This is a genomic window from Pantoea sp. SOD02, assembly GCF_024707505.1.
Lineage (GTDB): Bacteria > Pseudomonadota > Gammaproteobacteria > Enterobacterales > Enterobacteriaceae > Pantoea > Pantoea symbiotica.
The window spans coordinates 683,070-707,289 of the sequence record NZ_CP102605.1; the positions used below are offsets into that span (position 1 = coordinate 683,070).

Annotated in this window: 22 protein-coding genes; 9 read left to right on the top strand and 13 right to left on the bottom strand. The window is 55.7% G+C overall.

The genetic code is table 11. The features are described 5' to 3' along the window. The first annotated feature begins 12 nt into the window (after window positions 1-12). Entirely contained in the window at window positions 13-975 is a 963-nt protein-coding gene (locus NR302_RS22660; protein ID WP_258145878.1) for an ABC transporter substrate-binding protein, read from the top strand. A 7-nt stretch (window positions 976-982) separates the two neighbouring features. Further along, the gene (locus NR302_RS22665) at window positions 983-2,398 is read left to right on the top strand and encodes an amidohydrolase family protein (protein WP_258145374.1); all 1,416 of its coding nucleotides are present in this window, start codon (window positions 983-985) and stop codon (window positions 2,396-2,398) included. A 5-nt stretch (window positions 2,399-2,403) separates the two neighbouring features. On the opposite strand, the gene NR302_RS22670 is transcribed toward NR302_RS22665, so the two are convergent. Continuing rightward, window positions 2,404-3,924 carry an MDR family MFS transporter gene (locus tag NR302_RS22670; RefSeq protein WP_258145375.1) on the bottom strand — a complete coding sequence of 507 codons (1,521 nt, stop codon included), beginning with the start codon at window positions 3,922-3,924 and terminating at the stop codon, window positions 2,404-2,406. Window positions 3,925-4,003: 79 nt separating this feature from the next. Between NR302_RS22670 and NR302_RS22675 the strand changes: the two genes are divergently transcribed. The 5 genes from NR302_RS22675 to NR302_RS22695 all read left to right on the top strand — a co-directional run bounded on the left by NR302_RS22675 (window position 4,004) and on the right by NR302_RS22695 (window position 7,999). Continuing rightward, a complete protein-coding gene (locus NR302_RS22675; RefSeq protein WP_258145376.1) occupies window positions 4,004-4,669 on the top strand; it encodes a TetR/AcrR family transcriptional regulator in 666 nt (221 codons plus the stop codon). Window positions 4,670-4,996: 327 nt separating this feature from the next. Then, entirely contained in the window at window positions 4,997-5,563 is a 567-nt protein-coding gene (locus tag NR302_RS22680) for a peroxiredoxin (RefSeq protein ID WP_008101921.1), read from the top strand. Between the two features lie 15 nt (window positions 5,564-5,578). Next, window positions 5,579-6,808 carry a protein-disulfide reductase DsbD gene (locus NR302_RS22685; protein ID WP_258145377.1) on the top strand — a complete coding sequence of 410 codons (1,230 nt, stop codon included), beginning with the start codon at window positions 5,579-5,581 and terminating at the stop codon, window positions 6,806-6,808. A 17-nt stretch (window positions 6,809-6,825) separates the two neighbouring features. After that, window positions 6,826-7,383, top strand: coding sequence for a sigma-70 family RNA polymerase sigma factor (locus NR302_RS22690; RefSeq protein WP_258145379.1), 558 nt, complete (start codon window positions 6,826-6,828; stop codon window positions 7,381-7,383). Continuing rightward, window positions 7,370-7,999, top strand: coding sequence for a DUF1109 domain-containing protein (locus tag NR302_RS22695; RefSeq protein WP_258145380.1), 630 nt, complete (start codon window positions 7,370-7,372; stop codon window positions 7,997-7,999). The genes NR302_RS22690 and NR302_RS22695 overlap by 14 nt, the downstream gene beginning before the upstream one ends. Before the next feature lie 146 nt (window positions 8,000-8,145). Here the strand turns inward: NR302_RS22695 and yiaK are convergent, their stop codons facing one another. Together yiaK and NR302_RS22705 are read right to left on the bottom strand one after the other, a co-directional pair. Next, window positions 8,146-9,165, bottom strand: coding sequence for a 3-dehydro-L-gulonate 2-dehydrogenase (gene yiaK, locus NR302_RS22700; RefSeq protein ID WP_258145381.1), 1,020 nt, complete (start codon window positions 9,163-9,165; stop codon window positions 8,146-8,148). Next, complete coding sequence (locus NR302_RS22705; RefSeq protein ID WP_008101935.1) at window positions 9,146-10,711, bottom strand: MFS transporter; 1,566 nt, start codon at window positions 10,709-10,711, stop codon at window positions 9,146-9,148. The genes yiaK and NR302_RS22705 overlap by 20 nt, the downstream gene beginning before the upstream one ends. Before the next feature lie 290 nt (window positions 10,712-11,001). On the opposite strand from NR302_RS22705, the gene yahO reads away from it, so the two are divergent. Then, the gene (yahO, locus tag NR302_RS22710) at window positions 11,002-11,271 is read left to right on the top strand and encodes a DUF1471 family periplasmic protein YahO (RefSeq protein WP_061719146.1); all 270 of its coding nucleotides are present in this window, start codon (window positions 11,002-11,004) and stop codon (window positions 11,269-11,271) included. 136 nt (window positions 11,272-11,407) lie between these two features. Here the strand turns inward: yahO and NR302_RS22715 are convergent, their stop codons facing one another. The 3 genes from NR302_RS22715 to NR302_RS22725 all read right to left on the bottom strand — a co-directional run bounded on the left by NR302_RS22715 (window position 11,408) and on the right by NR302_RS22725 (window position 14,400). Then, on the bottom strand, window positions 11,408-12,544 hold the full coding sequence (locus NR302_RS22715) for an HlyD family secretion protein (RefSeq protein ID WP_154157510.1): 1,137 nt from the start codon (window positions 12,542-12,544) through the stop codon (window positions 11,408-11,410). A 3-nt stretch (window positions 12,545-12,547) separates the two neighbouring features. Further along, window positions 12,548-12,862, bottom strand: coding sequence for a DUF3302 domain-containing protein (locus tag NR302_RS22720; protein ID WP_258145382.1), 315 nt, complete (start codon window positions 12,860-12,862; stop codon window positions 12,548-12,550). Between the two features lie 470 nt (window positions 12,863-13,332). Next, a complete protein-coding gene (locus tag NR302_RS22725; protein WP_258145383.1) occupies window positions 13,333-14,400 on the bottom strand; it encodes an SDR family oxidoreductase in 1,068 nt (355 codons plus the stop codon). Window positions 14,401-14,500: 100 nt separating this feature from the next. Here NR302_RS22725 and NR302_RS22730 point away from each other — a divergent pair, with 100 nt between their 5' ends. Beyond that, a complete protein-coding gene (locus NR302_RS22730; protein WP_258145384.1) occupies window positions 14,501-15,403 on the top strand; it encodes a LysR family transcriptional regulator in 903 nt (300 codons plus the stop codon). Between the two features lie 407 nt (window positions 15,404-15,810). Here the strand turns inward: NR302_RS22730 and NR302_RS22735 are convergent, their stop codons facing one another. The 7 genes from NR302_RS22735 to NR302_RS22765 form a co-directional block, all read right to left on the bottom strand. Beyond that, window positions 15,811-16,461 carry a methionine ABC transporter permease gene (locus NR302_RS22735; protein WP_258145385.1) on the bottom strand — a complete coding sequence of 217 codons (651 nt, stop codon included), beginning with the start codon at window positions 16,459-16,461 and terminating at the stop codon, window positions 15,811-15,813. Next, window positions 16,445-17,545, bottom strand: coding sequence for a methionine ABC transporter ATP-binding protein (locus tag NR302_RS22740; RefSeq protein ID WP_258145386.1), 1,101 nt, complete (start codon window positions 17,543-17,545; stop codon window positions 16,445-16,447). Before NR302_RS22740 ends, NR302_RS22735 begins: the two co-directional genes overlap by 17 nt. A 2-nt stretch (window positions 17,546-17,547) precedes the next feature. Further along, window positions 17,548-18,354 (bottom strand): MetQ/NlpA family ABC transporter substrate-binding protein, encoded by an 807-nt coding sequence (locus NR302_RS22745; RefSeq protein ID WP_008109369.1) that lies wholly within the window; start codon window positions 18,352-18,354, stop codon window positions 17,548-17,550. Window positions 18,355-18,374: 20 nt separating this feature from the next. After that, complete coding sequence (locus tag NR302_RS22750) at window positions 18,375-19,736, bottom strand: LLM class flavin-dependent oxidoreductase (RefSeq protein ID WP_258145388.1); 1,362 nt, start codon at window positions 19,734-19,736, stop codon at window positions 18,375-18,377. Then, a complete protein-coding gene (locus NR302_RS22755) occupies window positions 19,733-20,935 on the bottom strand; it encodes an SfnB family sulfur acquisition oxidoreductase (RefSeq protein ID WP_258145389.1) in 1,203 nt (400 codons plus the stop codon). The genes NR302_RS22750 and NR302_RS22755 overlap by 4 nt, the downstream gene beginning before the upstream one ends. A 9-nt stretch (window positions 20,936-20,944) precedes the next feature. Then, window positions 20,945-22,150 carry an SfnB family sulfur acquisition oxidoreductase gene (locus NR302_RS22760; protein ID WP_258145390.1) on the bottom strand — a complete coding sequence of 402 codons (1,206 nt, stop codon included), beginning with the start codon at window positions 22,148-22,150 and terminating at the stop codon, window positions 20,945-20,947. Window positions 22,151-22,561: 411 nt separating this feature from the next. Next, the gene (locus tag NR302_RS22765; protein ID WP_258145391.1) at window positions 22,562-23,986 is read right to left on the bottom strand and encodes a hypothetical protein; all 1,425 of its coding nucleotides are present in this window, start codon (window positions 23,984-23,986) and stop codon (window positions 22,562-22,564) included. Between the last annotated feature and the right edge of the window lie 234 nt (window positions 23,987-24,220).

Below are 24,220 nucleotides of genomic sequence, written 5' to 3' on the forward strand. Positions count from 1 at the left end.
GGTTTTATGACAATGTCGCGTTTCCGTTTCTCCTTATTCGCTGCTCTGCTGAGCACTTCTGCCCTGTCGCACGCCGCCGACAAACTGGTATTACAAACCACCTGGGTCGCGCAGGCTGAACAAGGCGGTTATTACCAGGCGGTCGCCACCGGCATCTATAAAAAATACGGGCTGGATGTCGAGGTGCGCTCCGGCGGGCCGCAGCTGAATAACATGACGCTGCTGCTGGCGAATCGTGCTGATGTCATCGTCAGCTACGATCTGCAAGTGCTGCAGGGCGTTGAGCGCAACTTCCCGCTGAAGGCCATCGCCGCGCCGTTTCAGTTTGATCCGCAAGGCATTGTCACCCACGGCGATGTGAAGTCGCTGGATCAGCTGAAAGGGAAAACCGTACTGGTATCAGCCAGCGGACAAGCCAGCTGGTGGCCGTGGTTGAAAGGCAAATATCAGCTGCAGGATGGTCAGGCGCGCCCTTACACCTTCAACATGCAACCCTTCCTCGCCGACAAAAATACCGCGCAGCAGGCGTATGCCACCTCCGAAGTGCAGCAGATCAAACAGGTGCAGCCGGACAGCAAATTCTATCTGTTTGCCGATTATGGCTATCCGGCATACGGCGGCATTCTGGTGACGCGCGACGATTTACTGCAGAAAGAGCCGGACGTCATGAAGCGTTTTGTTGCGGCATCGATGGAAGGCTGGCAATCCTACCTCGCCAATCCGGCTGCCGGTAATGCACTGATCAAAAGAGAGAACCCGCAGATGACCGACGCGATACTTGCCTTCGGCGTGTCGCAAATGAAAGCACTGCATCTGATTGACGGCGGTGATGCGGCGAAACAAGGTCTAGGTGTGATGACGGATAAGCGCTGGCAGGCAACGCGTGACTTTATGGTCAACGCCGGTCTGCTCAAAGCCTCCACCGACTGGCAGAGCGCGTTTAGCACGCAGTTTGTCGCGGCCAAAGCGGAGTGAGTTACTCATGAGCCAACTGTTAATCAAACACTGCGCCGCGATTCTGACCGGCGACAAACAGCAACCGCGCAGTAGCGCGCGCGATATTCGCATCCGCGATGGCCTGATTGCGGAGATGGGCGAGCTCGACACTATCACCGATGAAATCGTGATCGACGCTCGCGACTGCGTGGTCTATCCCGGCTGGGTCAACACGCATCATCATCTGTTTCAATCGCTGCTCAAAGGCGAGCCGCAAGGGCTCAATCTCAGCCTGGGCGGCTGGCTGGCCGCGACGCCGTATCGCTTTCGAGGTGCCTTCGATGAACAGACGTTTCGCATCGCCGCGCGCGTCGGCCTGGTCGAGCTGGTGCGTTCTGGCTGCACCACCATCGCCGACCATCACTATCTCTACTGGCCAGATATGCCGTTTGATGGCGCAGCAATCCTGTTCGATGAAGCCGACAAGCTGGGCGTGCGCTTCGTGCTGTGTCGCGGCGGTGCCACGCAAAGCCGTGGCTTAGAGAGCGACTTGCCCACCGCGCTGCGCCCGGAAAGCTTTGACAGCATGATGGCCGATGTCGATCGGCTGGTGGCGCGCTATCACCAACCGCATGATAGCGCGATGCGCCGCATCGTGATGGCGCCGACCACCACGCTGCACTCCACCACGCCGCATGAACTGCGCGAAAGCGCGCGCCTGGCACGACAACTCGGCATTCGTCTGCACAGCCATCTGTCGGAAACCGTTGATTACCTCGACGCCGCACGCGCTAAATTCGGTATGACGCCGCTGCAATTTTGCGCCGAACACGACTGGATTGGCGACGACGTATGGTTTGCGCATCTGGTGAAACTGCTGCCGGAAGAGATCGCCATGCTGGGCGCGGCGGGCAGCGGTATCGCGCACTGCCCGCAAAGTAACGCGCGTCTCGGTAGCGGCATTGCCGATTTGGTGGCGATGGAGCTGGCGGGCGTAAAGATCTCGATTGGCGTTGATGGCGCGGCCTCGAATGAGGCGGCGGATATGCAAAGCGAAACCCACGCCGCCTGGCAGCTACAGCGCGCACGCAAAGGCATGCTGGCGCAGCCGCGCTATGCCGGTGGCACTTTTGAAGGCGGTGGCGATGCCGCCAGCATCGAAGATGTGGTGCGCTGGGGCACATCCGGCGGCGCGCAGGTCTTGGGTTTGAACACCGGCCGCCTCGCACCCGGCATGGCCGCCGATATTGCCGTCTATCGCCTTGACGATCCTCGCTATTTTGGCCTGCACGATCTCGCCATTGGCCCGGTGGCCAGCGGCGGACGCGCCAGTTTAAAAGCGCTGATCTGCGCAGGAAAAGTGCTGATGCAGGATGATGTGATTACCGGAGTGGATTTGTCGGAACTGGGCCGCGACGCTGCGCAAGCGGTAAAAACCTTGCAGCAGCGCGCGGCGGTGTAACAGCGTTAAGCCGCTACGTCTTTCTTGCGCAGCGGTGATTCTGGCAGGAACAGCGACAGCACAAAGGCCAGCAACATCACGCCCGCTGCCATTTGAAAGGCTGAGTGCACCGCATCGCCAAACACCTGCAAATAGGCTTGTTGTACATCATGCGGCAAACGATGCACCGCTTGCGGATCGAGCGCACGTGGCAGCTCTTTGCCCTGCTCCACCAGCGTGGTTAAACCCGATTTCAGCACCTGACTGAACACCGCGCCAAACAGCGCCACGCCAATCGAACCACCCACCGAGCGGAACAGCGTAACCGACGACGTCGCGACACCGATGCGATCGGGCGTCACGGTGTTCTGCACCGCCAGCACCAGCACCTGCATCACCATGCCCATTCCCATGCCCAATACGCAGGCAAACAGGTAGATATGCCACAGCGGCGCATCGATGGTCAGCGTGGTGAGCAGCGCCATACCGATGGTCGCCAGCAAGGTACCAAAAATCGGGAACAGCCGATATTTGCCGGTGCGGCTAATAATGCGTCCGCTGACGATGGAGGTGATCAGCAATCCGCCCATCAGCGGCAGCAGTTGCAAACCGGCTTCGGTGGGCGTTGAGCCTTTTACCACTTGCAGATAGAGCGGTAAAAACGTCACGCTGCCAAACAGCGACATGCCAACAATAAACGCCATTAAACTGGCGAGCGAGAAGCTGCGATTGCGGAACAGCGACAGCGGAATAATCGGTTCCCAGGCGCGGCGCTCCTCATAAATAAAGCCGATCACGCCAATCACACCAAATGCCAGAATGCACCACAGCAGCGGATCGGACCATTCACGCAACGTGCCGCCTTCGCTGGTGAACAGCGTAATGCCCACCAGCGCCAAGCTAAGAAACACCGCGCCCGGATAGTCGATTTCATGCGGCTTACGTTTGTTATCGGTCCTGAACACCGCATTAATGATCACTAGCGCAAACAAACCAAGCGGCAGATTGATGTAGAAAATCCAGCGCCACGACGCATGCTGCACGATAAAGCCGCCCAGCAGCGGACCAATTACGGTGGCTAAACCGAATACGCCACCAAACAGGCCCTGATATTTACCGCGATCTTGCGGTGGAATCACATCGGCGACCGCCGCCATGCTCACCACCATCAACCCGCCGCCGCCTAAGCCTTGCAGCGCGCGGGTGAAAATCAGCTGCTCCATATTCTGCGCCAGACCGCACAGCGCAGAGCCGATCAGGAATAGAATCACCGAGATTTGCAGCACGGTTTTACGGCCAAACAGATCGCCAAACTTGCCGTACAGCGGCACCACAATAGTGGAAGCCAGCATATAGGCGGTGACGATCCACGACAGGCGATCGAGCCCGCCCAGTTCGCCGACGATAGTCGGTAATGCAGTGGAGACGATGGTTTGATCCAGCGCCGCCAGCAGCATCACCAGTAATAAAGCGCTCATCAGCAGGCGTACGGAAGGAGGATTATCCTGCCCGCCGCCCGACTGAGGCGCGAGTGTTTGGGGTTTCATAACAGACACCAATTGAAATTAATTAAATACCTAATTAATATTGATCGCAGTCTGACACGAATCAAGTGAGCGAGTAAAGATGACCGCACGAAAAGTCCCTGCTGACGAAATGGCCAACGCCGCCAAACCCCGCCGTCCTGGCCGTCCACGCGGTGGCGCCATCAACGTGCAACAGCGCGAACTGCTGCTCGACATCACCTTAGCGCTGTATGCCGAAAACGGCATCGGCGAAACCTCGCTCAACGCGATTGCGCGCAAAGCGGGCGTTAGTCCGGCGATGCTCAATTACTATTTCCAGTCGCGCGAATCGCTGCTGGATATTGTGGTTGAGGAGCGTTTTTTGCCATTACGCCAGCGATTAGTGGCGCACTTTATGGATGATCCGCGTGACCCTGTCACCACATTCAGTGCCTTTATCCTTGAAGTGGCGGATATCGTCACCACGCACAACTGGTTCGCGCCGCTGTGGATGCAGGAAGTGATGCAAGGTGAAGGTGGTTTAGGGCAGCACATTAAAAAACGCTTTGGTCACGACGAACGCGATCAGGTGAAAAAACTGATTGAGGGCTGGCAGCAGCAAGGATTACTCAACCCCGATCTGGAGCCGCAACTGCTGATGACCTCAATTCTGAGTTTGGTGCTGGTACCCTTCACCCGCTTTGCCAACGATCCCGCTTACCACCGCGAAATTATTGTGCAGCATACGTTGAGTCTGTTTTGCAAGGGTATTCAGCCCACTCCGTAGGGTCGCCATTCATGGCGGTATGCTCGTCACTTAAGCGTCTTTCGGTCACCATAAATGGCGACCCTACAAAGGATTGGCGCGTTTTTCGTAGGGTGCGCATTCATGCGCACCTGCATACATATGCAAACTAATGCTTAACTGAGCGGCATTACGCCATGAATGGCGAACTGGAGTTAAGCAAATTTATCCTCTGCAAAGGATAAGTCTGCCTTTATAGCTCGCCTGCAAAAATAATTTTTCACCCCACCGAAACTTTCCTCCCTGCTCCAGCGAACTGAATTACTGAGACATCCAAATCGGAACTCCCATTCATCGCAGGAGCAGAAAATGAAACGCATCAAATCCCTCGTATGTACCCTGACCATGACCGCCGCATTGGGTCTGTCCGCCTTCAACGCCGGTGCCGCATTGCCGGTGGGCGCGAAAGCACCGAACTTTGAACTGCAGGGCGCGTTAGCTGGTAAGCCGTTGACCTTTTCACTGCAAAACGCCTTAAAGAAAGGCCCGGTGGTACTCTATTTCTTCCCGGCAGCGTTTAGCGCAGGCTGCACCATTGAAGCACATGATTTCGCTGAAGCCACCGATAGCTTCGCCAAAATGGGCGCGACTGTGGTGGGTGTAACCGCCGGTAATACCGATCAGGTCAGTGATTTCTCCAAACTGGAGTGCCGCGATAAATTCACCGTCGCCGCCGATCCTGGCGCGAAAGTGGCGGCGCAGTATCAAACCACCATGCAGATGAAAGGCAAAACCTTGTCCGACCGTACTTCGTATGTGATCGCGCCCGATGGCAACATTCTGCTGAGTTACACTGACAGAAACCCAGACACGCACATTGAAAAAGCGATGGCCGCCGTTAAGCAATACGACGCATCTCACCCGCAAACTAACTAAGCAAAGAGGCCAGCGATGTTAACCGCCATGCTGGCCGCCTTCATCGGCGGCATCATTCTGAACTTAATGCCCTGCGTGTTTCCGGTGATCTCGCTGAAAGCGCTCGGCCTGTTGCGCCATACCGATAACGCCGCCAGCGCGCGTCGTGAAGGGATGGGCTTTTTACTCGGCGTTGTGGTGACCATGATGGCGCTGGCAGGCATCCTGCTGGCGGCACGCGCCGGTGGTGCGGCGGTTGGCTGGGGTTTCCAGCTGCAATCTCCGTTGGTGATCGCCTTGCTGTCGCTGGTGATCCTCGCCGCCGCGCTTAATCTGCTCGGTGTGTTTGAAGTGGGCTTATCGGTACAACGCGTCGGATCGGTTGACGTTGGTCGCGGTGCCTTTACACGCTCAGCGTTGACCGGTGCGCTGGCGATTATCGTCGCCACGCCGTGCGCCGCACCTTTTATGGCGAGCGCCATCGGTTATGCGCTGGTGCAGCCGCCCGCCGTCGCCTTAGTGATCTTCTTTGCGCTGGCCATCGGATTCGCCGCGCCTTTCACGCTGGTATCGCTGTTCCCGGCGCTGGCTAAATTCCTGCCGCGTCCCGGCGCATGGATGGATGTGTTAAAACGCGGTCTGGCGTTCCCGATGTTTGGTGCTTACGCCTGGCTGGTGTGGGTGTTGGCGCAGCAAGCGGGAAGCGCGGCACTGGCAACCTTACTGACAGCCTCGGTGATAGTAGCCTTCGCCGGTTGGCTGTACGGCATGGCGCAACATCGCCACTTTGCCGGGAAAAGTCACAAGGTGCTGTATGCCGTTACGGCGGTGCTGATCATCGCCGTAATCGCACCGCTTCCTGGCCTTATCAAACCCGGCGCTGGTCTGGCAGGCGATCAGCTGACGGCAGAAGTGACCAAAGCCAAATGGACGCCACAGGCGGTTGAAGCGCAGCGAGGTCACGGTAAAGCTATATTTGTCGATTTCACTGCATCCTGGTGCATCACCTGTCAGGTGAATGAGAAAACCTCGCTTTCAACCCAGGCCGTGAAAGATGCCATCGCCAAAACCGGCACGCTGTACATGGTGGCAGATTCCACTAAATTTAATCCGGACGTGGATGACACCATGAGTGAGTTCGGTCAGGGCGGATTACCGATGTATCTGGTTTACCCTGCCGATGGCGGACCGCCGAAAGTGCTGCCGCAGGTGCTGACACCGAGTATTGTGGTGAACGCGCTGAACCAGGCGAGCAAGAAGGCGTAAGAACAACAAGGCGGATTATGCAAACAAGCGATAGCGCGCGCGAAAGTTGGCCCGTGCTGATGGAACAGGCGCAGGCGGGCGATCAGCTCGCCTACACCCGACTGCTGAAAGCGCTGGTGCCGGTGATTCGCGCGCAAACACGCAAACAGATCGCCGATAACGCACTGGTAGAAGATGTGATTCAGGATGTGCTACTGACGGTGCATCGGGTGCGTCACACCTATGATCCTGCCTACCCTTTTTTACCCTGGCTGATGGCGATTATCTCGGCGCGCGCCATTGATGCGCTGCGGCGACGTGGGCGCCATCAGCAGTGGGAAATTAACGACGACGCGATGCCGGAAGTGGCCAGTCCGCCCGACGCACCACAGCAGGAGACGCAGGAAGAGCTGGCCGGCTACCTGCGCCAGCTGCCCTCGCGTCAGCGCGACATTGTCGAACATGTTCATCTGCGCGAAATGAGCCTGACGGAAGCAGCCGCGCATAACAATCTGAGTGTTGCAGCGGTGAAATCGCTGTTGCACCGCGCGCTGACCAATCTGCGCCGTTTTGGAGCCAATCATGACCGATCATGACCTGTTAATTGAAAAACTCGGGCGCGAGATGCGGCCCGTTAAACCGCTGCGATCCACTGGCAGGCGTGTCTTCACATGGCTGCTACTGGCGTTACCTTGTGGCATCGCCGCCAGCTTTTTGGTACAGCGCAGTTTCACCGACTGGGCGCAGCCCGGCGCGTTGCAAGCGATCCTGCAGCTGGTGCTGGCGTTTATCCTCGGCACGCTTGCGATTCGTAGCGCTTTCAACATGAGCATCGCCGGACGCCGCAGTATCAGCTGGAAAGCGCTGCTGCCGATTGGCTTGCTGTGGCTCGGCATGAGCATCAGCCAGATTCCCGGAGAGGTGCCGATCGAACATGACAACGACAGCGCGCGCTGCTTTACCTTTCTGCTAGTGGTGAGCACACCGATGATGGCGCTGATGATCGCCAGCCTGCGCCGCACCCGCGCACTGCATCCGGTGCGCAGCTTAGCGATGGCGGGCTTGGGCGTTTCCTGCATGGCAGTGACGCTGCTGGCGTTTTGTCATCCGGTGCATCTGCATCCGCTGGATTTTGTCATGCATCTGGCGGCGATAGTCACGATAGTGGCGATGATGGTACTGGTGGGGAAACGTTGGGTGACGTTGCGTTAAATACGGATTAAAACGGGGGATGTAGAATCCTAATGCTCGTTAGTTAAGCGTGAATCGGTCGCCATGAATGGCGACCCTGCAATGGATTGGCGCGTTTTTCGTAGGGTGCGCATTCATGCGCACCTGCATACATATCGAATTAATGCTTAACTGAGCGCCGCCAGTTGCTGGACGTCCTGCCAAACCCCATCATCAACCGGAATCCCTTCAACCCTATTACGCTCACGTGTCGCACGTTGGCGCTGACCGGGCCAGGTGACGTGATTGAATCCCTCCGCAACCTCAGATCCATTCACATACTGCTGAATAGTCTCAGTCAATTGATCGCTGAAATCTCTGCCGCTGAGTTGCGCCGGGTCGAAGACCATAAAGATCTGGCTGGCTCCGGTGCAACTGCCTTGCTGGATAGTGTCAATTTCGGCGGTACAACTTCCGCCTGAAAGTAGAGCGGCCATCGCATCCAGCAAAATTGCCAGACCGGATCCTTTCCAGTAGCCCGTTGGCAGAATACGCATTGATTGCTCGATAGGCGCAGGATCGCTGGTCAAGTTTCCCTGCTGATCAAATCCGCCGGGATACGGCAGTTGTTCCCCGTTCAAACGCGTCACCTGCAGCTTGCCATATGAATACTGCGACATCGCCATATCCAGCACCAACGGCCCTTGCTTCCCGGGTACTGCCATCACAAACGGATTATTGCCGAGTCGGGTATTTTTACCGCCCCACGCAGGCATGCAAGATTCGGTGTTGGTCCAGCAAATTGCGGCCATTCCCTGTTCTGCCGCACGCCATCCATAGGTGCCACCCCGCATCCAATGCGTCGTGTTACGCATCGCTACCAGCCCCATGCCATGTTCACGCGCTAACTCAGTCGCGCGGTCAACGGCCAGAATGGCATTGGTAATGCCCGGCCCGCGCTGCCCATCCCACACTTCCATCACGGCCAAACTCTTGACGCGCTCCGGTACGGCGTTCGCATCAACCCAACCTTTCTTCAAATAATCAACGAAGCGTGCGACCCGATTCAGGCCGTGCGACGGAATGCCGTCGCAACTGGTTTCGGTATGAATTCGCGCGCATAACGCAGCTTGTTTCGCCCCTAGTCCAGCGTTTAATAACGCCTGCTCAATCGTAGACTGCATAGTTTCAAAGGTGATGCGTGTCATGTTGCTGGTTTCCTTTAGCAGTAAGATTTTCTGCGCGTGGATCGATGCGCTTCATAATGTCGTTTTTGCCCCATAAACTGGCCCACGGCCAGCCGGTTAGTCTTTCTGCAACCGCGCGCGTCTCTGCGGAGGCTTCGGCGGGATTTCCGCCCGCATGGCGGCGCTGAATCTCAGCAATCAGCAGCGCGTGATTGTGGCGGTTCAAACTAAAACCACGGGCGCTAAACAGTCCGACAGTCAGGAAAATTAGCGCACCAATGCCGAATACCAGCGCGATGCCGTGAATGGCTTCGGGAGGCTGACTTACTGCACCTTTACCTGCAAAACCATAGGATTGCAGTACCAGCCCGACAATAAATAGCGCTACTGCCTGCACAGCTTTACGCACGAAGGTCATCACGCCAGCAAAGATGCCCTCACGACGCTGGCCGGTTAGCATTTCATCGACGTCCGGAATAAAGCTGTAGATATTCCAGCACACGTACTGGGTACCTGATCGCCCCATTCCCATAACAATCGCTGCGCCCCAAACCATCCACATCTCCGCGCTAATGCCAAACGCATAGAAGCTGATGAACAGCGCCACGCTGATGAGCATCAAATACTGCGCAAGCTTGTAGGCCGCGCCATTACCAATGTGAATACAGAAAGGGATCCAGGCAGCGATGCAGAAGAATTGCACCACCGACATAAAGGTCATGCTGTTGGCGGCATCAATGGCGCTGTGACCCAGCACAAAAATGATGTAATACGCCAACACTGCGCCAAGCACATCAAGCGCCACATAAGCCCCGAGATACATGCCAACGTGTTGACGGAAGGTGCGCACCTGGAAAGTTGAGAGCAGCGAACGGAACAGCGCTTTCATGTCACGTTTGAACTCAACCGGCGCGGGCTTCTCGGTGATCTCGATGGCGCGTTCCCAGGTGAAGAAGTAAAGCCCAAAAATTACGATGGCGAACAGCGTGGCAAAGATGACTGCCATATACAGGAACGATGAGGAGGCATTATCACCCAGCACTGCAATAATTGCGCCCGGCAGCCAGGCGGCAAGAATGCCGGCTCCCATTGAGAAGAACATGCGCACGCCAGTCAGACGTGAGCGCACGTGGAAATCGTGAGCCATTTCCGCCGCAAGGGTTTCGTAAGGTACGATGACCAGCGTGTAGCAGGCATAAAAAAGGATGTAAGTAGCGAGATAGTAGGCAAACCCCATGTCGCTGACCCACATGATGATGTAACTGAAAAACACCAGCGGTGCGCCAATCAGGAAGAAAAAGCCGCGACGACCGAAACGCTGCCCAAGCCGATTACGCCAGAAGTTGTCGGTCACGTAGCCCATCAGCGGATCAAAAAATGCATCTAGCAAGCGCGCAAAAGCAATAACTGCACCTGCTTCTGCTGGGCTTAATCCGCCATAGGTGGTGTAGAAATACATCAGCCACAGGCCAAGAATCGTAAAACTTCCGCCACCAAAAACATCGCCGCCGCCATAGGCCAGCATGTTTCTTAATTTGATAGGTTTCTCTTCCGAACGGTTAATCATCAGCAGCACCTTGTCAGGAGTTATGTCTTAAGGATTGACCCTTGACTAACTGCCATACAAGAATGTTTCGAATGTTTTGTGAGGGCTGACAAAATTTCAGCGGATCGATTCGACTAAATTGTGACCGGCAAGACGTTTCTGAAATACTGATGGAAATACAGGGTAACGAAGGAATGGATTCAATTTACCAACAAAAACTAATCGTAATGACTTGCTTCAGGTTGTAAATGTTTCGCTTCTAAACTATACAATAATAGCAACTCAACTTTCTCTCTAACCCAAGGATCAGTATGAAAAAGTTAATTTTAGGCTTAGTCGTAAGCGCTTTATCATTCAGCTCATTTGCCGCGCAACTGATGACCAAGGTCGAGTTTGAAAAAGTAAAAGATCAGTATGTCGAGGTTGGCAACATTTCCACTTCAGGGGAAATGGATGCCGCCAGTGCCAAAGAAGAGCTGTCTAAAATGGCAGATGAGAAAGGCGGCGACATCTATATCGTGACGTCCGCGAATACCAATAACAAAATTTATGGTACTGCAATCGTCTACAAGAAAAAGTAATTGCAAAAACTGCCTCAGCATGAATATGACTTATGCTGAGGCAGTCGTTTTCAAATGCAATAACCTTGACGTAGGGTCGCCATTCATGGCGACCGATACATGCTTAACTGAAAAACATTAAATCATCTCTGTTTTATTAATGATCAAGATACAGATAATGAACCCAGCTGGTCATGCGGAGCAATACTTTACGCATCACTGAAACATGGGAAAAGTGATCGGAATAAACAGCAACCTGCGCAAAAATACCATCCGGCAACGCATCGACTGCCGCATCAGGATCCAATTCAACCACTGCCAGCACGCCATCCGAACCGGGATCAATGGTTAAAGATTGCAAGGTTCCCTGAGCCTGATAAGTACCGCCCGAAACCACCGGAATAATTCTCAGCAGTTTTGCGCTGAATACTTGCCCTGGTAGCGCATTAAATACCACTTCCGCTTCGTCACCGGGCGTTAAACGCAATAACGAATTTTGTCGAAACTGTGCAATAACCTGACGCTTCTGTTCGGGTATAAAAATCATCACTGGCCGCAATGGCAATGAAGATGCGAAAGAACCGGGACGAATTAACACCTGCGTTACGTATCCATCACTCGGCGCACGAATAATCGTTTGATCAAGGTTATATTGCGCCTCAGCTAACTGAGCTCTCAGGCTGACAATCTGCGATTGCTCACCGCCAACCATGCTATCCAATTGGCTTTTTATCTGCCTTTGTTCAGCAACTGATCCTTTTACCAAAGCATCCTGCGCGAGATAGTTTTGCCTTGCATCATCAATATCTTTTTCAGAAAACGGATTTACGCGGGCTTTACTGCCGGAAAGATAACGCTGGTAATTTTTGTATAACCGATCTCTTTCAGCACTCACATTTGAGGTATTCGCCAGGGACTCCTCTAATTGCCCACGTAACACCTGAATATTATGGATGGCAGTGACGAGGTCAGCATTCAACCTGTCGACGCGCGCTTTAAACAAGGTTTGATCAAGGCGGAAAAGCATATCCCCCTTTTTAATCCGCATATTTTGTTTGTCAGTGACTTCGGTGACAATACCGGTCACTTGCGGTGTCACAGGGATGGCGATAACGGCTTTTTGTGCCAGCGAAGTATAGGGATGATTATAATTCATTAACAATATCAGGCCGCTGACCAGCACAATACCGCCTAATGCTGCTGTTGGGACTGTCCATTTATTTACCGGTATTCTGAATATTTTGAAAACGGCCCATGCCAGAGCGACATAGGTCAATATAATCAGTAAGTCCATATGTCACCCCTTTGGAGAATCCCGGTCTGCCGTCACTTTTTGTTCCAACGCCGTTATACGTTGTTCCAGTGACGCGTTCCCACCTTCCATTCCCCAGCCTCGATCTGGCCGGTAAAGCGTGGCCCAAATCCATAAAAACGGCCATAAGACGTGGAGTGTAAACAGGCTAACCCAACCCGCGACGTGTATTGCATCCGCGTGCGGATGATTACGTGATTTTGCAATGAGATAAGGGATATCGTGGAGCACAATTATCCCGTAAAAGATGACAAGAAAAACAAACACCAAAACCCCAAGTGCAAAGTAGTTAAGAAACATACCAGCCTCGAATTTAAGAGATGCGTAGGATCAATATAGACCGCATTATTTTTCCTGAACATTTAATTAGAAAAATAAATTATTCAGCGCTCAAAATAAATAGCAGACTATGGATTTAACGTGTACAAGATAATTTATATTGTACAACTTAAACTGCAAAAGTGAGGATAGTGATGATAGGAATAAAATCAGTTGAATGAGCATGTTAATGAATAAAAAATCATTAATTACTTATAGGGATATAAACTAATCATAGGCAGGATGTGACTTACGTTATTTATATTTTCACCTCAACGCGTTTAGCGCAGGCTTTGCGATCAATACCGGATGTTATGTATATAGGTGCGCATGAATGCGCACCCTACGAAAAACGCGCCAATCCTTTGTAGGGTCGCCATTCATGGCGACCATTTTACGCTTAACTAACGTGCATTCGGCCCGGCAAGCCGCCATTTTCTATCAACCGAACGTTACTGCGGAATCACCTTCTCCGCTTTCAAACGATCAAACAGCTGAGTGAATGAATCGAGCGTTGAACGATAACCGGTGAAGCCCGCTTTGCGGCTCTTGCTCATGTCAGTGAAGGCTTCCATCGGACGGCCCAAATCTGCATCGGTGTGCCACCAGGATGCCAGTTTAGTGATATCGGCCTCACGCAACTGATAACGCGCCGCCACTTCGCGCCACGCTTCAGCGGCATCCTGCATGCGCCCTTCCAGCGGCATCATCTGCGTCGGATACGCTGCTGCTTCCACGCCAAAATAGGCCGCCAGACGTGGCCACAGCCAGTTCCAGCGGAACACATCGCCGTTCACCGCGTTGAAATCCTGATTGGCCGCTTCTGCCGCCGTGGCGGCCCACAGCAGCTGTTCCGCCAGTAAACCGGCATCGGTGACATCGGACACACCATTCCACTGCTCGGGCGAACCTGGGAAGATAAACGGCAAACCTTGCTCGCGGCACAGCGTGGCGTACACCGCCAGCGTCTGGCCCATATTCATCGCGTTACCCAGCGCAAAACCGACGATGGAGTGCGGGCGGTGCACGCTCCAGCGATAGCCATATTTCTCCGCACCGGCAAACACTTCGTCTTCCTGCGCGTAATAGAAGTTATCGACCGGCTGACGTCCCTGCTCTTCGCGGAATGGCGTCACCGGCACTGCGCCTTTGCCATAGGCTTCGAATGGGCCGAGATAATGCTTCAGGCCGGTCACCAGCGCCACATGCGCGCCATTCTGACGCTCACCCAGCGCTTCAATCACGTTACGCACCATGCCGCCATTCACGCGGATATTCTCTTTCTCATTTTCCTGACGCGACCAAACGCTGAAGAACAGCGCATCCGGCTTCTCTTGCGCCAGCGCGGCACGCACCGCGTCGGCATCCGTCAGATCGGCGGTCAGGCTGCGGCAACCTTCAGGCACAGCGCCACGTCCGCGTGATAAACCGCTCACCTGCCAACCTTCGCGCTGCAATTTTTCTGCCAGCGCACGTCCAATCACGCCGCTGATGCCAACAATCAATGCCTGCTTTTGCATTTCAATTCTCCTCAGTTTCAGTAATGATGAGTTTAATTGAGAATTAAATTCCCATCTCTGGCATTAATTCACGGCATTCACAACCTGAGTTCACGAATCCATGCACGATCAGCGCCTGAAAGATATCGTTCCCTTTGTTGCCAGCGTCGAGAGCGGCAGCTTTGCCGCCGCCGCTGAGCGCTTGCATCTCACCGGTTCGGCAGTAAGCAAAAGCGTCACGCGGCTGGAAACCCGTCTCGGCTCACGGCTGCTGGAGCGCACCACCCGCAGCCTGAAACTCACCGATGCCGGTAACGCCTATTACCAAACCTGTTTACGCATTATGGAGGAGCTGACAGAAGCCGAAGCGGTGCTGGCGGCGCAGCGCACCATTCCTTCCGGGCGCTTACGCTTAGCGGTGCCGAACACCTATGGACGTCTTGGCGTGATGCCGCTGCTGATTCCGTTTTGCCGCCAGCATCCGGATGTAGAGCTCAATCTGACGTTTTCGGACCGCTTTATCGATCTGTTTGATGAAGGGATTGATGTTGCGGTGCGCATTGGTGGCTCACCGGACCTGCCCGCCTCGCTGGGCTGTCGTCAGATGGGCCGCGAACGCATGGTGTTTTGCGCGTCACCGGATTATCTGGCGCGCGTGGGTCGGCCCAACAGCGAAGCCGAATTGTTGCAGCATCAGGCGATCATGTATGAACGCGTCGATGGCAGCACCAAGCCGTGGCTGTTTACTACGGAAGATGGCTATCCGCACTGGCGTAACCTGCCGCACCGCATGGCGCTGGGTGATGTGGATGCGCAGATGCAGGCGCTGTGTGCCGGATTGGGCGTGGCGCAGATGCCATCGTGGCTGGTACGTGAACCGCTGGCGCGCGGCGAGCTGGAGATTATTCTGCCCGAGCAGCAGCCGGACGGTTTGGCCTTAACGCTGATCTGGCCGCGTCGCAAGCAGCTGCTACCGAAGGTGGATGCGCTGCTGGCGGCGTTGGAGGGATTACAGATCCGGTAGATTCCAAACACGCTTTAAGGTCGCCATGAATGGCGCCCCTACGGGATTTGTAGCGATGGTGAGTCAGGAAAATGCATAGTTGCTGCAGCGCGGGTGTTGAGGCGACATCCTAACCCGCTGAGCGAATGAGGGATTCCAGGGCGAGCCGCATGGATGCGGCGAGAGGTGGCGCTGAGCAGGAGCGAATCGACACCGGTCCGTCAGGAATCGTGAATGAGTGAAGGTACCGCGAAGCGGCGGGTTGGGCTGGCGCAGGGCCCGGGAGTGCAGAGGGCGTGGCCAGACGCCCTCTGCTCGGTCGCCGCACCAGGGTACTGCAACTGCCTCAGCAAATGGCGAATGAAAGTCGCTCTGCGCTTAACTGAGCGGCATTATGCCATTCATGGCGACCAGCCCAAACACCGCACCTAACGGTGATTCAACCTGCGCGACAACCTGTCACCAAAAAACTGCAGCACTGTCACCAGCGCCACCAGCACCACAATAACCGTCAGCATCACCTGCATATCAAAACGCTGATAACCGTAGCGATACGCCAAATCCCCCAACCCACCCGCGCCAATCGCACCTGCCATTGCCGAGGCGTTAATCATCGTCACCAGCGTAATGGTAAATCCGCTGACAATGCCGGGCCGCGCTTCGGGCAGCAACACATGCCAGATAATATGCCAGCGATGGAAACCCATCGCCTGCGCCGCTTCGGTCAGCCCTTTATCCACTTCGCGCAAACTCACTTCGGCGATGCGCGCAAAGAACGGCGTCGCAGCCAATGTCAGCGGCACCACTGCCGCCCACACGCCGTAGGTGGTGCCGACGATCCAGCGAGTAAACGGAATCAGCGCCACCATCAGAATTAAAAACGGGATCGAGCGGAACAGGTTCACCACCCAGCCCAGCACGCGATTCAGCAGCGGGTTGGGAAACAGATCGCCGCGTCCGGTCACTACCAGAATCACCGCCATCGGCAAACCCAGCGCCAACGCCAACAGCGACGACACGCCCACCATCAGCAGCGTATCCAGCAGCCCAATCCACAAACGATCAATAGCCAGTGACATAGCCCGGTATCTCCAGTTGATCCGTAATCGGGGTTAACAGCGTCCGCGCGGCGTCCGCGTCATGCTGTGCATCGAGCAGCAGCAACATTTGCCCGGTCGGTTTGCTATCCACCCACTCCACCGCGCTATAAATAAGCGTCAGCTCCCCGCCAACTCGCGCACTCAGCGCCGCTAAATCCGGCTGCGCGCCTTGCCCGGTGTAGCGTAAACGCACCAACAAGCGTGAATCTCCACGCTCGCGCGTCGGCGTCAGCAGCGGTTGAATGGCTTCCGGCAACGCGCTGAACTGCGGATTTAGCAACTGGCGCGTAGTTTCTTGCTGCGGATCGCTATACACCTGCCACACCGGCCCGCGCTCAATGATTTCGCCCTGATCGATCACCGCCACCTGATGACAGAGATCGTGCACCACATCCATTTCATGAGTAATCAGCACGATGGTGATGTGGCGCTGTTGATTGATCTTCTTCAGCAGCGCCAGAATCGAGCGCGTGGTTTCCGGATCGAGCGCCGACGTGGCTTCATCACACAGCAGCAGTTCCGGATCGTGCACCAGCGCGCGCGCAATGCCGACGCGCTGCTTCTGCCCGCCGGATAGCTGCGCAGGCCACGCGTGCTGGCGCTGTTCAAGGCCGACCAGCGCCAGCAGTTCATCCACTTTGCGCCGCCGCTCCGCCGCAGGAACGCCCGCGACTTTCATCGGCAGCTCAATGTTTTCCCGCACCGTTTTTGCCGATAGCAAATTGAAGTGCTGAAAAATCATGCCGGTACCGCGTCGCCAATCCACCAGTTGACGATCGCTCAGCGTGCCGAGATCGATACCGTCAATCACCACCTGACCGCGAGTGGGATTTTCCAGCCGATTAAGGCAGCGAATCAGCGTCGATTTCCCCGCGCCGCTGCGCCCAATGATGCCGAAAATCTCGCCGCGCTTAACCTGCAGATCGACGGCTTTCAGCGCGTCCTGAGTCTGTCCCGGATAGCGTTTACTCAAGCCACGAATCTGCACGTGGATTTTCCCTGCCGTCTCAGCCGTCGGTGACAGCAGCGCATCGCGCTCGCCGGGTAGCGTCAGGCTCACCATGCTTACTGGCTCCAGCCCGGCTGATACAGCTTGCCGTAGAAATCATCAAGTTTGGCGCGCACCACCGGCGAATGCTGGTAGATATCAACGAACTTCGCCAGGCGCGGATCGTTCTGATGACCGTCACGGATCACGAACTGAATCACGTATTCCGGATGCTCTAGCCCATCAAACAGCAGCGCACTGTTTGGGTCGATGGTCTTCGACAGACGCAGATAGTGTGGATAACCCTGCGCTAAATCGACTTCATCCAGCGAACGCGACAGCTGCACCGCCTCCACTTCAATAATCTTCAGATGCTTCGGATTGCTGACGATGTCATCCACGGTAGATTTGAGGCCCGCGCCTGGTTTTAAAGTAATCAGCCTGGCTTTTTGCAGCAGCAGCAGGCCGCGCGCGCCGTTAATCGGGTCGTTGGCAATCGCCACCGTGCCGCCATCGGGAATCTGGTCAATCGCGGTATGTTTCTTCGAATAGAGACCGATGTTATTGATGATCGCTGGCGCGAACGGCACCAGATGGAATCCGCCCTGCTGATTGGCGTTCTCAAGGAACGGTTTGTGCTGGAACAGGTTCACGTCGATATCACCGTTTTCCACGCTGACGTTCGGCGCGGTCCAGTCGGTGAACTCCACCAGCTCAACGTTTAAGCCTTGTTTCTTAGCTTCGGCAACGGCGGTTTCCAGCGGCGGCGCAAAGGCGGCGGTAGTGCCGACTTTCAGCGGTCCGCTGTAGTTTTCGGCGGCGACGGCGCTAAACGCCAGCAGTGCGACGCTGGCAGCCAGCGCAAAATGACGTGCAATGTTCATATCAGATCCCTGAGGTTAAATTAACGAAGGTTAACGCCGTCGCGCCAGCGCGCCGCCGGATGGCGATCGGGCAAGCGGTCCTGCTGTTGAAAAATTTTCTGCCGTAACGAACCGGGCTGATACGCGGTCTTGAAGCGGCCGCGCTGCTGTATTTCCGGCACCACCAGATCGATAAAATCGCGGTAGCTCTGCGGATTGAGGATGCGCGTCAGGTTAAAGCCGTCGATATCGCCTTCATCGATCCACGTTATCAACGCATCCGCGACCTGACTCGGATTACCGACGATCAGCGGATAGCGGCTGCCCATCGCGTGCTGCTCCAGCAAACGACGGCGCGTCCAGCCGCTGAAAGCTTTGCTCACTGATTCAATGGCACGCGTGTCGCCGGTTTGAATCGGCTCATCCAGTTCGAACGCCGCCAGATCCAGGCCAATCGAGCTGGAGAAGTGCGCGATACCGGCTTCAGGGCTGGCGTATTCGAGATAGTTTTTATGCTTCTCCTGCGCTTCGCGTTCGGTGGGCGCGACAATCACGCTGACGCCCATAAAAATGCGCAGATCGTCAGGATGGCGTCCGGCAGCCACCGCCGCCTGACGCAAACGCGTCGATTGCTCGCGCATTGCGGCAGGTGACGCGGCATTGACAAAGCTGCACTCGGCGTGACGTCCGGCGAACTGCACGCCGCGCGCCGAGGAACCGGCCTGGAACAGCAGCGGCGTACGCTGCGGCGACGGGCTGCTCAGGTGATAACCTTGCACCTGATAAAACTCGCCCTGATGATTGATTTGATGGATTTTGCTGGCATCGGCGTAGCGCCGATGGGCTTTATCCTGCACCAGCGCATCATCCTGCCAACTGCCTTCCCATAACTTGTAGGTGACATCGAGAAACTCATCGGCCTGATCGTAGCGGCGGTCGTGCGCCAGCAGCTGTTGCTGGCCCATGGCACGCGCGGCGCTATCGAGATAACCGGTAACGATGTTCCAGCCGATGCGCCCTTTGGTCAGGTGATCGAGTGTGGAAAGCCGGCGTGCGAACGGATACGGCGCTTCATAACTCAGGTTGGCGGTCACGCCAAAACCCAGATGTTGTGTCACGCTGGCCATGCCGGAAATCAGCATTAGCGGATCGTTTACCGGCAGCTGAATCGACTCTTTAGCGGTCAGGCCAATGCCTTGCTGATAGACGTCATACACGCCGAGAATGTCGGCGATAAACAGCCCATCAAACAGCCCGCGCTCCAGCAACCGCGCCAGATCCAGCCAGTAATCCAGCGAGTTGAAATCCACCGAACGATCCTGCGGATGCGTCCACATACCGTGATGAATGTGCCCAACGCAGTTCATATTGAACGCGTTAAGCAGAATCTGTTTTTGACTCATATCGTCCCCCGACGCGGCGGCAACACGCCATTCAGCAGATAGTTGCCGATTGCCGGATATTTCCAGCGCACCGGATCGTGCAAGGTGTGGGTGCGCGCATTGCGCCAGTGGCGGTCGAAGTTGTTTTCGCGCAGGCTGGAACGCGATCCGCCGAGTTCAAACAGCAGATTGCTGGCCTCCAGCGACACTTCCGTGGTCCAGGCGCGCGCTTTCGCGACTTCCACCGACGCCAGCGCCACGTTTTCGGCACTGGGATCGCGCTGCGCCACGTCAACCGCATCACCGGCAATCGCCAGCAGTGCATCGCCCGCGCTCAGACGTGCGGCCAGACGACCGGTGCGATCGAGCGTCAACGGATCGTCGCTGGCGCGTTCGACGCCGCTGTCCGGCCATGGTCGCGCGCGCTGACGCAGAAAATCGAGCATGTCTTCAAACGCCGCCCGCGCAATGCCCTGATCGATAGCCGCATGCATAATCTGCGCGAATGGCCCAACGGTGCTCGGACGCTCAAATGCCGTCTGGAACGGCACCACATCCTCTGGCCCAATCGCCACATCGCGGAACTGCACGCTGCCGCTGCCGGTGGTGCGCTGACCAAAACCGCTCCAGTCATCAATCACGTTAACGCCATGCTGATGGCGCGGCACAAACACCAGCTGCTCTTTGCCGTCATCGGCAATCGCCAGCGTCGGAATACGGTCGGCATACAGCGCGCCGGTGCAGTAAAACTTGTTGCCGTTGAGGCGCAATCCTTCCGCCTGCTGTGAAACCGCCGTGGAACGCTGATGCGCGGCAGGCGAACTGAATTCCGCCAGCGCATTACCGTGATGCACGCCATCCAGCACCTCTGCGTAGAGCCACTGTTTCTGCGCCTCGCTGCCGTTGATGCGCAGCACTTCCAGCGCGTAAAAATGGTTCTGCGGCACCTGACCAATCGATCCGTCGGCGGCGCTCAATATCACGAAAATCCCGGCCAGTTCGGCGGTAGAAATCTCAATGCCGCCAAAGTCACGCGGCACGGTGATGGCACCGAGCCCGGATTGAAACAGCTGCTGCAATTCAGCGTGCGGCAGTTCACGTTCGCGGTCGCGCTGGGCTGAACCGGCACGAAAACGTTCCGCCAGTTCCTGCGCGACCTGCAAGGCCTGTTGGGCATGGGTGATGCGCGATGCGCGCTGTTTGGGCGATACCTGCGTCATGGTTGCTCCTTAAATCCACGCATGACGCGCAGGCAGCGCATCATTGAGGTAATAGTTGCCGATAGCGTGGGTTTTCCAGCGCACCGGATCGTGCAAAGTGTGGGTGCGCGCATTGCGCCAGTGACGATCGAGTCCGTGGCGCAGCAAAGTGCCGCGGCTGCCGCCCCATTCCAGCAGTTTCTCGCTGGCCCGCAGCGCCACTTCGGTGGTGAGTACTTTAGCTTCCGCTACCGCAATCGAGGCGCGCGCGCAGTTTTCGGCGGTCAGCGCCTGTTGATCGATGCTGTCAAGCACGCGGGCGGCACGCGTTAGCAGTGCGTTGGCGGCGCTCAGTTCGGTGCTGATGCGGCCCACATCGGCGAGGATGTAGGGATCGTCGGCATTGCGGCTGACATTGGCATCCACCCAAGGTCGCGAGCTGCTGCGCACAAACTCCAGCGCCTCATCCAGCGCGCCTTGCGCAATGCCTGCATCAATCGCCGCCTGAATCAGCTGGGAAACCGCACCGCGCAGCGTCGGTTTTTCGGCTGCGGGCAGCGACATCAATAACGCCGAATCTACCGCAACCTGCTGCAGTTTCACCGTGCCGCTGGCGGTGGTGCGCTGGCCGATACCGGACCAGTCATCAATAATCTCTACGCCCGATGCTGGCAGCGGAATAAAGGCCATCTTCGGCTGCTGATCGTGCATTGCGGTGGTGACCAGAATGTCGGCGAACAACGCGCCAGTGGAGTAGAACTTCTCGCCGGTGAGCTGCAGGCCCTGTGACGTTGTCACCAGCTGTGCCTGCACATCACGCGTGTGTTTGGTGTTTTTCTCCGGCCCGCCGTTGCCAAGACGCTTGCCCTGCACCACCGCGCTCAGCAGTTGCTGCTGTTGCGCCGCCGAACCTTCGCCGAGGATGAACTGAATCAGACCAAAGTGGTTTTGCGGGATCTGCCCCAGCGACGGATCGCTGGCGGAGATCAGACGAAACACCTCGGCCATGGTTTGGTACGACAAACCTGCACCGCCAAATTCGCGTGGCACGCTGATGCTGCCAAGTCCCAACGCGGTGAACTGGTTGAGCAGCGCGATGGGATAGATGCGTTGCTGATCGCGTTCAACTGCGCCGCCTTTTGCCTGCTCGGCCAGATGGCGTGCGGCAGCGATGGCTTGTTCATCGCTATTTAATACCGCCGCGCGGTTAATAATCTCGTCACTGTTTTGCGTCATAGCTGATTTCACTTTTACTGCACAGCGAAGTGTAAGCCTGCACTGAAAAAGTCAGCAGGCCGTGGAATGAATAACGGATTGAAAGCGATGATAATCAGCGGGGTTAAAACAAGTAAATAGCGCGGTTATGCTATATCCGGCAATGTGTTGCCATTATTAAGCTATGGATTTAATTAAGCACAACAACAGGCTAGCAGCGGCGCTGCGGGCAATTAGCGAGTATAAAAAAGCGGCGAGTAATTCTTAAGATCAAATAACGCAATCAAAATTTAAATAATGCATATCCCGTAGGGTCGCCATTAATGGCGACCTCATAGCATTGTGCGGAATTTTACAAGGTCACCATAAATGGCGACCCTACGGAATTGTGCGGGATTATATAAGGTCGCCATTAATGGCGACCCTACGATTTTATATTTGTGCATCAAACTGCGCGGCGGCGAAACTTTGGGTGAATTCGTTTTTCGCGCTGTGCGGGATCTGCACGCTATCGATCAACTTCGCCAGCTGATAGGTTTGCACCGTCTCATTTTGCGTCAGCTGCTGGGAATAATTCGCGGTCAAATCGCCTTTCTTATTCTGCGTCACCGAAGTCTGGCTGCGCTCTTCGTCATCAATCAAATGGTACTTATAGTTTTGCGACGACTTCTGTTCGGTCAATTTCACCGCCGAGGCAGAATCCAGCGCGGTGTGGAAGCTGGCCTTGAGTTTAAACAGCGTTTGCTGGGTCAAATCCTGGGTATCGCCATGCGTTTGCGAAGCGGTTTTTTGCGCCACGTTCAGTGAGAAGGTGTCTTGCTCTTCTGGCTTATATGGATTTCCGGAAACCGGCGTCTGCTGATACGTAGCCGAGAAGTCCGCCAATCCGCTGATCGCGCCGTTCTTCGCCGCATTGGCATCAATTGACTTCACGCGCTGGGTATTGATGCTTTCCGCCGCTTTACCTTCGGTGGTATTGAGCGCGCGGAAGCTGTCTTTAAACAGTGTCAGCATGTCACTATCGCCATGGCCGCGCGAAGCTGCCTGATCGAATTTGCTGCTCCACTGATCCAGTGCCGCCGCCTGCTGTGCCGCGCTGCCCGCCTGGGTCAGTTTCGACATATCAGTATCAAGTTTGATGCTGACATCGCCGTTATGGAAACCAAGCCAGCGCTCCTGATCGTCGGCATGCAGATTCAGAGATTGCGTGACGTTATTGCCATTCCGCAGATCGGTCTTCAAATCGACGCTTTTCAGCACTGAACTATCAAACTTCATCAGATCGCTGATATCAAGTTTGGTGGTGCTGCCATCCAGGCCATCCAGCGCTTTTTGCAAGCCTGCTGACAGTTGCCCCATCGCTGCCGCTTCATCATTGCTCAGCTGGCCGCCGCTGGTTTTTAGCTCCACCACCAAGCCGCCCTGCTGACGCGTCATCTGCAAACTCACCTGCACGCCAGATTGCGTAGTGATGGTCAGTGCCAGCGCACTTTGGCTGCTGTTCTTTGCGCCGCTCACCGCTTCGGTCGCTGGCACGCTCAAGGTTACGTCGCCGCGATTGCTGGCCAGATTGCTCAGTAAGGTGCTGCCGAGACCGTTCATGCCGACGCCGCTGGCATGTGCGGCACCGTTGAGCTGCGCTTGCAGGCTGCTGGTGACATCAACGGAACTTTTGACCTGCGCGGGCTCGATTTTGTAAATAGCAGCGATGGCGTCACTCGCCTCGCTGAAGGTGACTTTGGTGGACGCCTCCGCCGTCAGGGCGTTTTGCGCGGATTTGTTGTTTACCGCTGGCGTCACCACCGCATTCGATGCGATTAAATTTCTCAGTACGCTGCTGCCAATCCCATTTAGCATGAAAATAATCCTCGTTGTGTACTATTCCTGAGTGTTATCGGCGTATTAGTGAGCAGCTTTAGCAACCTTTACATTATTCGGTCGCCATAAATGGCGACCCTACTGTAGGGGCGCCATTCATGGCGACCTTCTCACCACAACCTCCCAACCTGTCATTCCAGACATATCATCTGTCCGCCTAAACACAGCCGCACTTCACGCAGTGACTTACGTTATTCATCAACACATCTCTCA

Bases quoted from the DNA above. Each gene is read 5' to 3' on its own strand.
- NR302_RS22660 (WP_258145878.1), top strand. From the start codon at position 13: ATGTCGCGTTTCCGTTTCTCCTTATTCGCTGCTCTGCTGAGCACTTCT.
- NR302_RS22665 (WP_258145374.1), top strand. From the start codon at position 983: ATGAGCCAACTGTTAATCAAACACTGCGCCGCGATTCTGACCGGCGAC.
- NR302_RS22670 (WP_258145375.1), bottom strand. From the start codon at position 3,924: ATGAAACCCCAAACACTCGCGCCTCAGTCGGGCGGCGGGCAGGATAAT.
- NR302_RS22675 (WP_258145376.1), top strand. From the start codon at position 4,004: ATGACCGCACGAAAAGTCCCTGCTGACGAAATGGCCAACGCCGCCAAA.
- NR302_RS22680 (WP_008101921.1), top strand. From the start codon at position 4,997: ATGAAACGCATCAAATCCCTCGTATGTACCCTGACCATGACCGCCGCA.
- NR302_RS22685 (WP_258145377.1), top strand. From the start codon at position 5,579: ATGTTAACCGCCATGCTGGCCGCCTTCATCGGCGGCATCATTCTGAAC.
- NR302_RS22690 (WP_258145379.1), top strand. From the start codon at position 6,826: ATGCAAACAAGCGATAGCGCGCGCGAAAGTTGGCCCGTGCTGATGGAA.
- NR302_RS22695 (WP_258145380.1), top strand. From the start codon at position 7,370: ATGACCGATCATGACCTGTTAATTGAAAAACTCGGGCGCGAGATGCGG.
- yiaK (WP_258145381.1), bottom strand. From the start codon at position 9,165: ATGACACGCATCACCTTTGAAACTATGCAGTCTACGATTGAGCAGGCG.
- NR302_RS22705 (WP_008101935.1), bottom strand. From the start codon at position 10,711: ATGATTAACCGTTCGGAAGAGAAACCTATCAAATTAAGAAACATGCTG.
- yahO (WP_061719146.1), top strand. From the start codon at position 11,002: ATGAAAAAGTTAATTTTAGGCTTAGTCGTAAGCGCTTTATCATTCAGC.
- NR302_RS22715 (WP_154157510.1), bottom strand. From the start codon at position 12,544: ATGGACTTACTGATTATATTGACCTATGTCGCTCTGGCATGGGCCGTT.
- NR302_RS22720 (WP_258145382.1), bottom strand. From the start codon at position 12,862: ATGTTTCTTAACTACTTTGCACTTGGGGTTTTGGTGTTTGTTTTTCTT.
- NR302_RS22725 (WP_258145383.1), bottom strand. From the start codon at position 14,400: ATGCAAAAGCAGGCATTGATTGTTGGCATCAGCGGCGTGATTGGACGT.
- NR302_RS22730 (WP_258145384.1), top strand. From the start codon at position 14,501: ATGCACGATCAGCGCCTGAAAGATATCGTTCCCTTTGTTGCCAGCGTC.
- NR302_RS22735 (WP_258145385.1), bottom strand. From the start codon at position 16,461: ATGTCACTGGCTATTGATCGTTTGTGGATTGGGCTGCTGGATACGCTG.
- NR302_RS22740 (WP_258145386.1), bottom strand. From the start codon at position 17,545: ATGGTGAGCCTGACGCTACCCGGCGAGCGCGATGCGCTGCTGTCACCG.
- NR302_RS22745 (WP_008109369.1), bottom strand. From the start codon at position 18,354: ATGAACATTGCACGTCATTTTGCGCTGGCTGCCAGCGTCGCACTGCTG.
- NR302_RS22750 (WP_258145388.1), bottom strand. From the start codon at position 19,736: ATGAGTCAAAAACAGATTCTGCTTAACGCGTTCAATATGAACTGCGTT.
- NR302_RS22755 (WP_258145389.1), bottom strand. From the start codon at position 20,935: ATGACGCAGGTATCGCCCAAACAGCGCGCATCGCGCATCACCCATGCC.
- NR302_RS22760 (WP_258145390.1), bottom strand. From the start codon at position 22,150: ATGACGCAAAACAGTGACGAGATTATTAACCGCGCGGCGGTATTAAAT.
- NR302_RS22765 (WP_258145391.1), bottom strand. From the start codon at position 23,986: ATGCTAAATGGGATTGGCAGCAGCGTACTGAGAAATTTAATCGCATCG.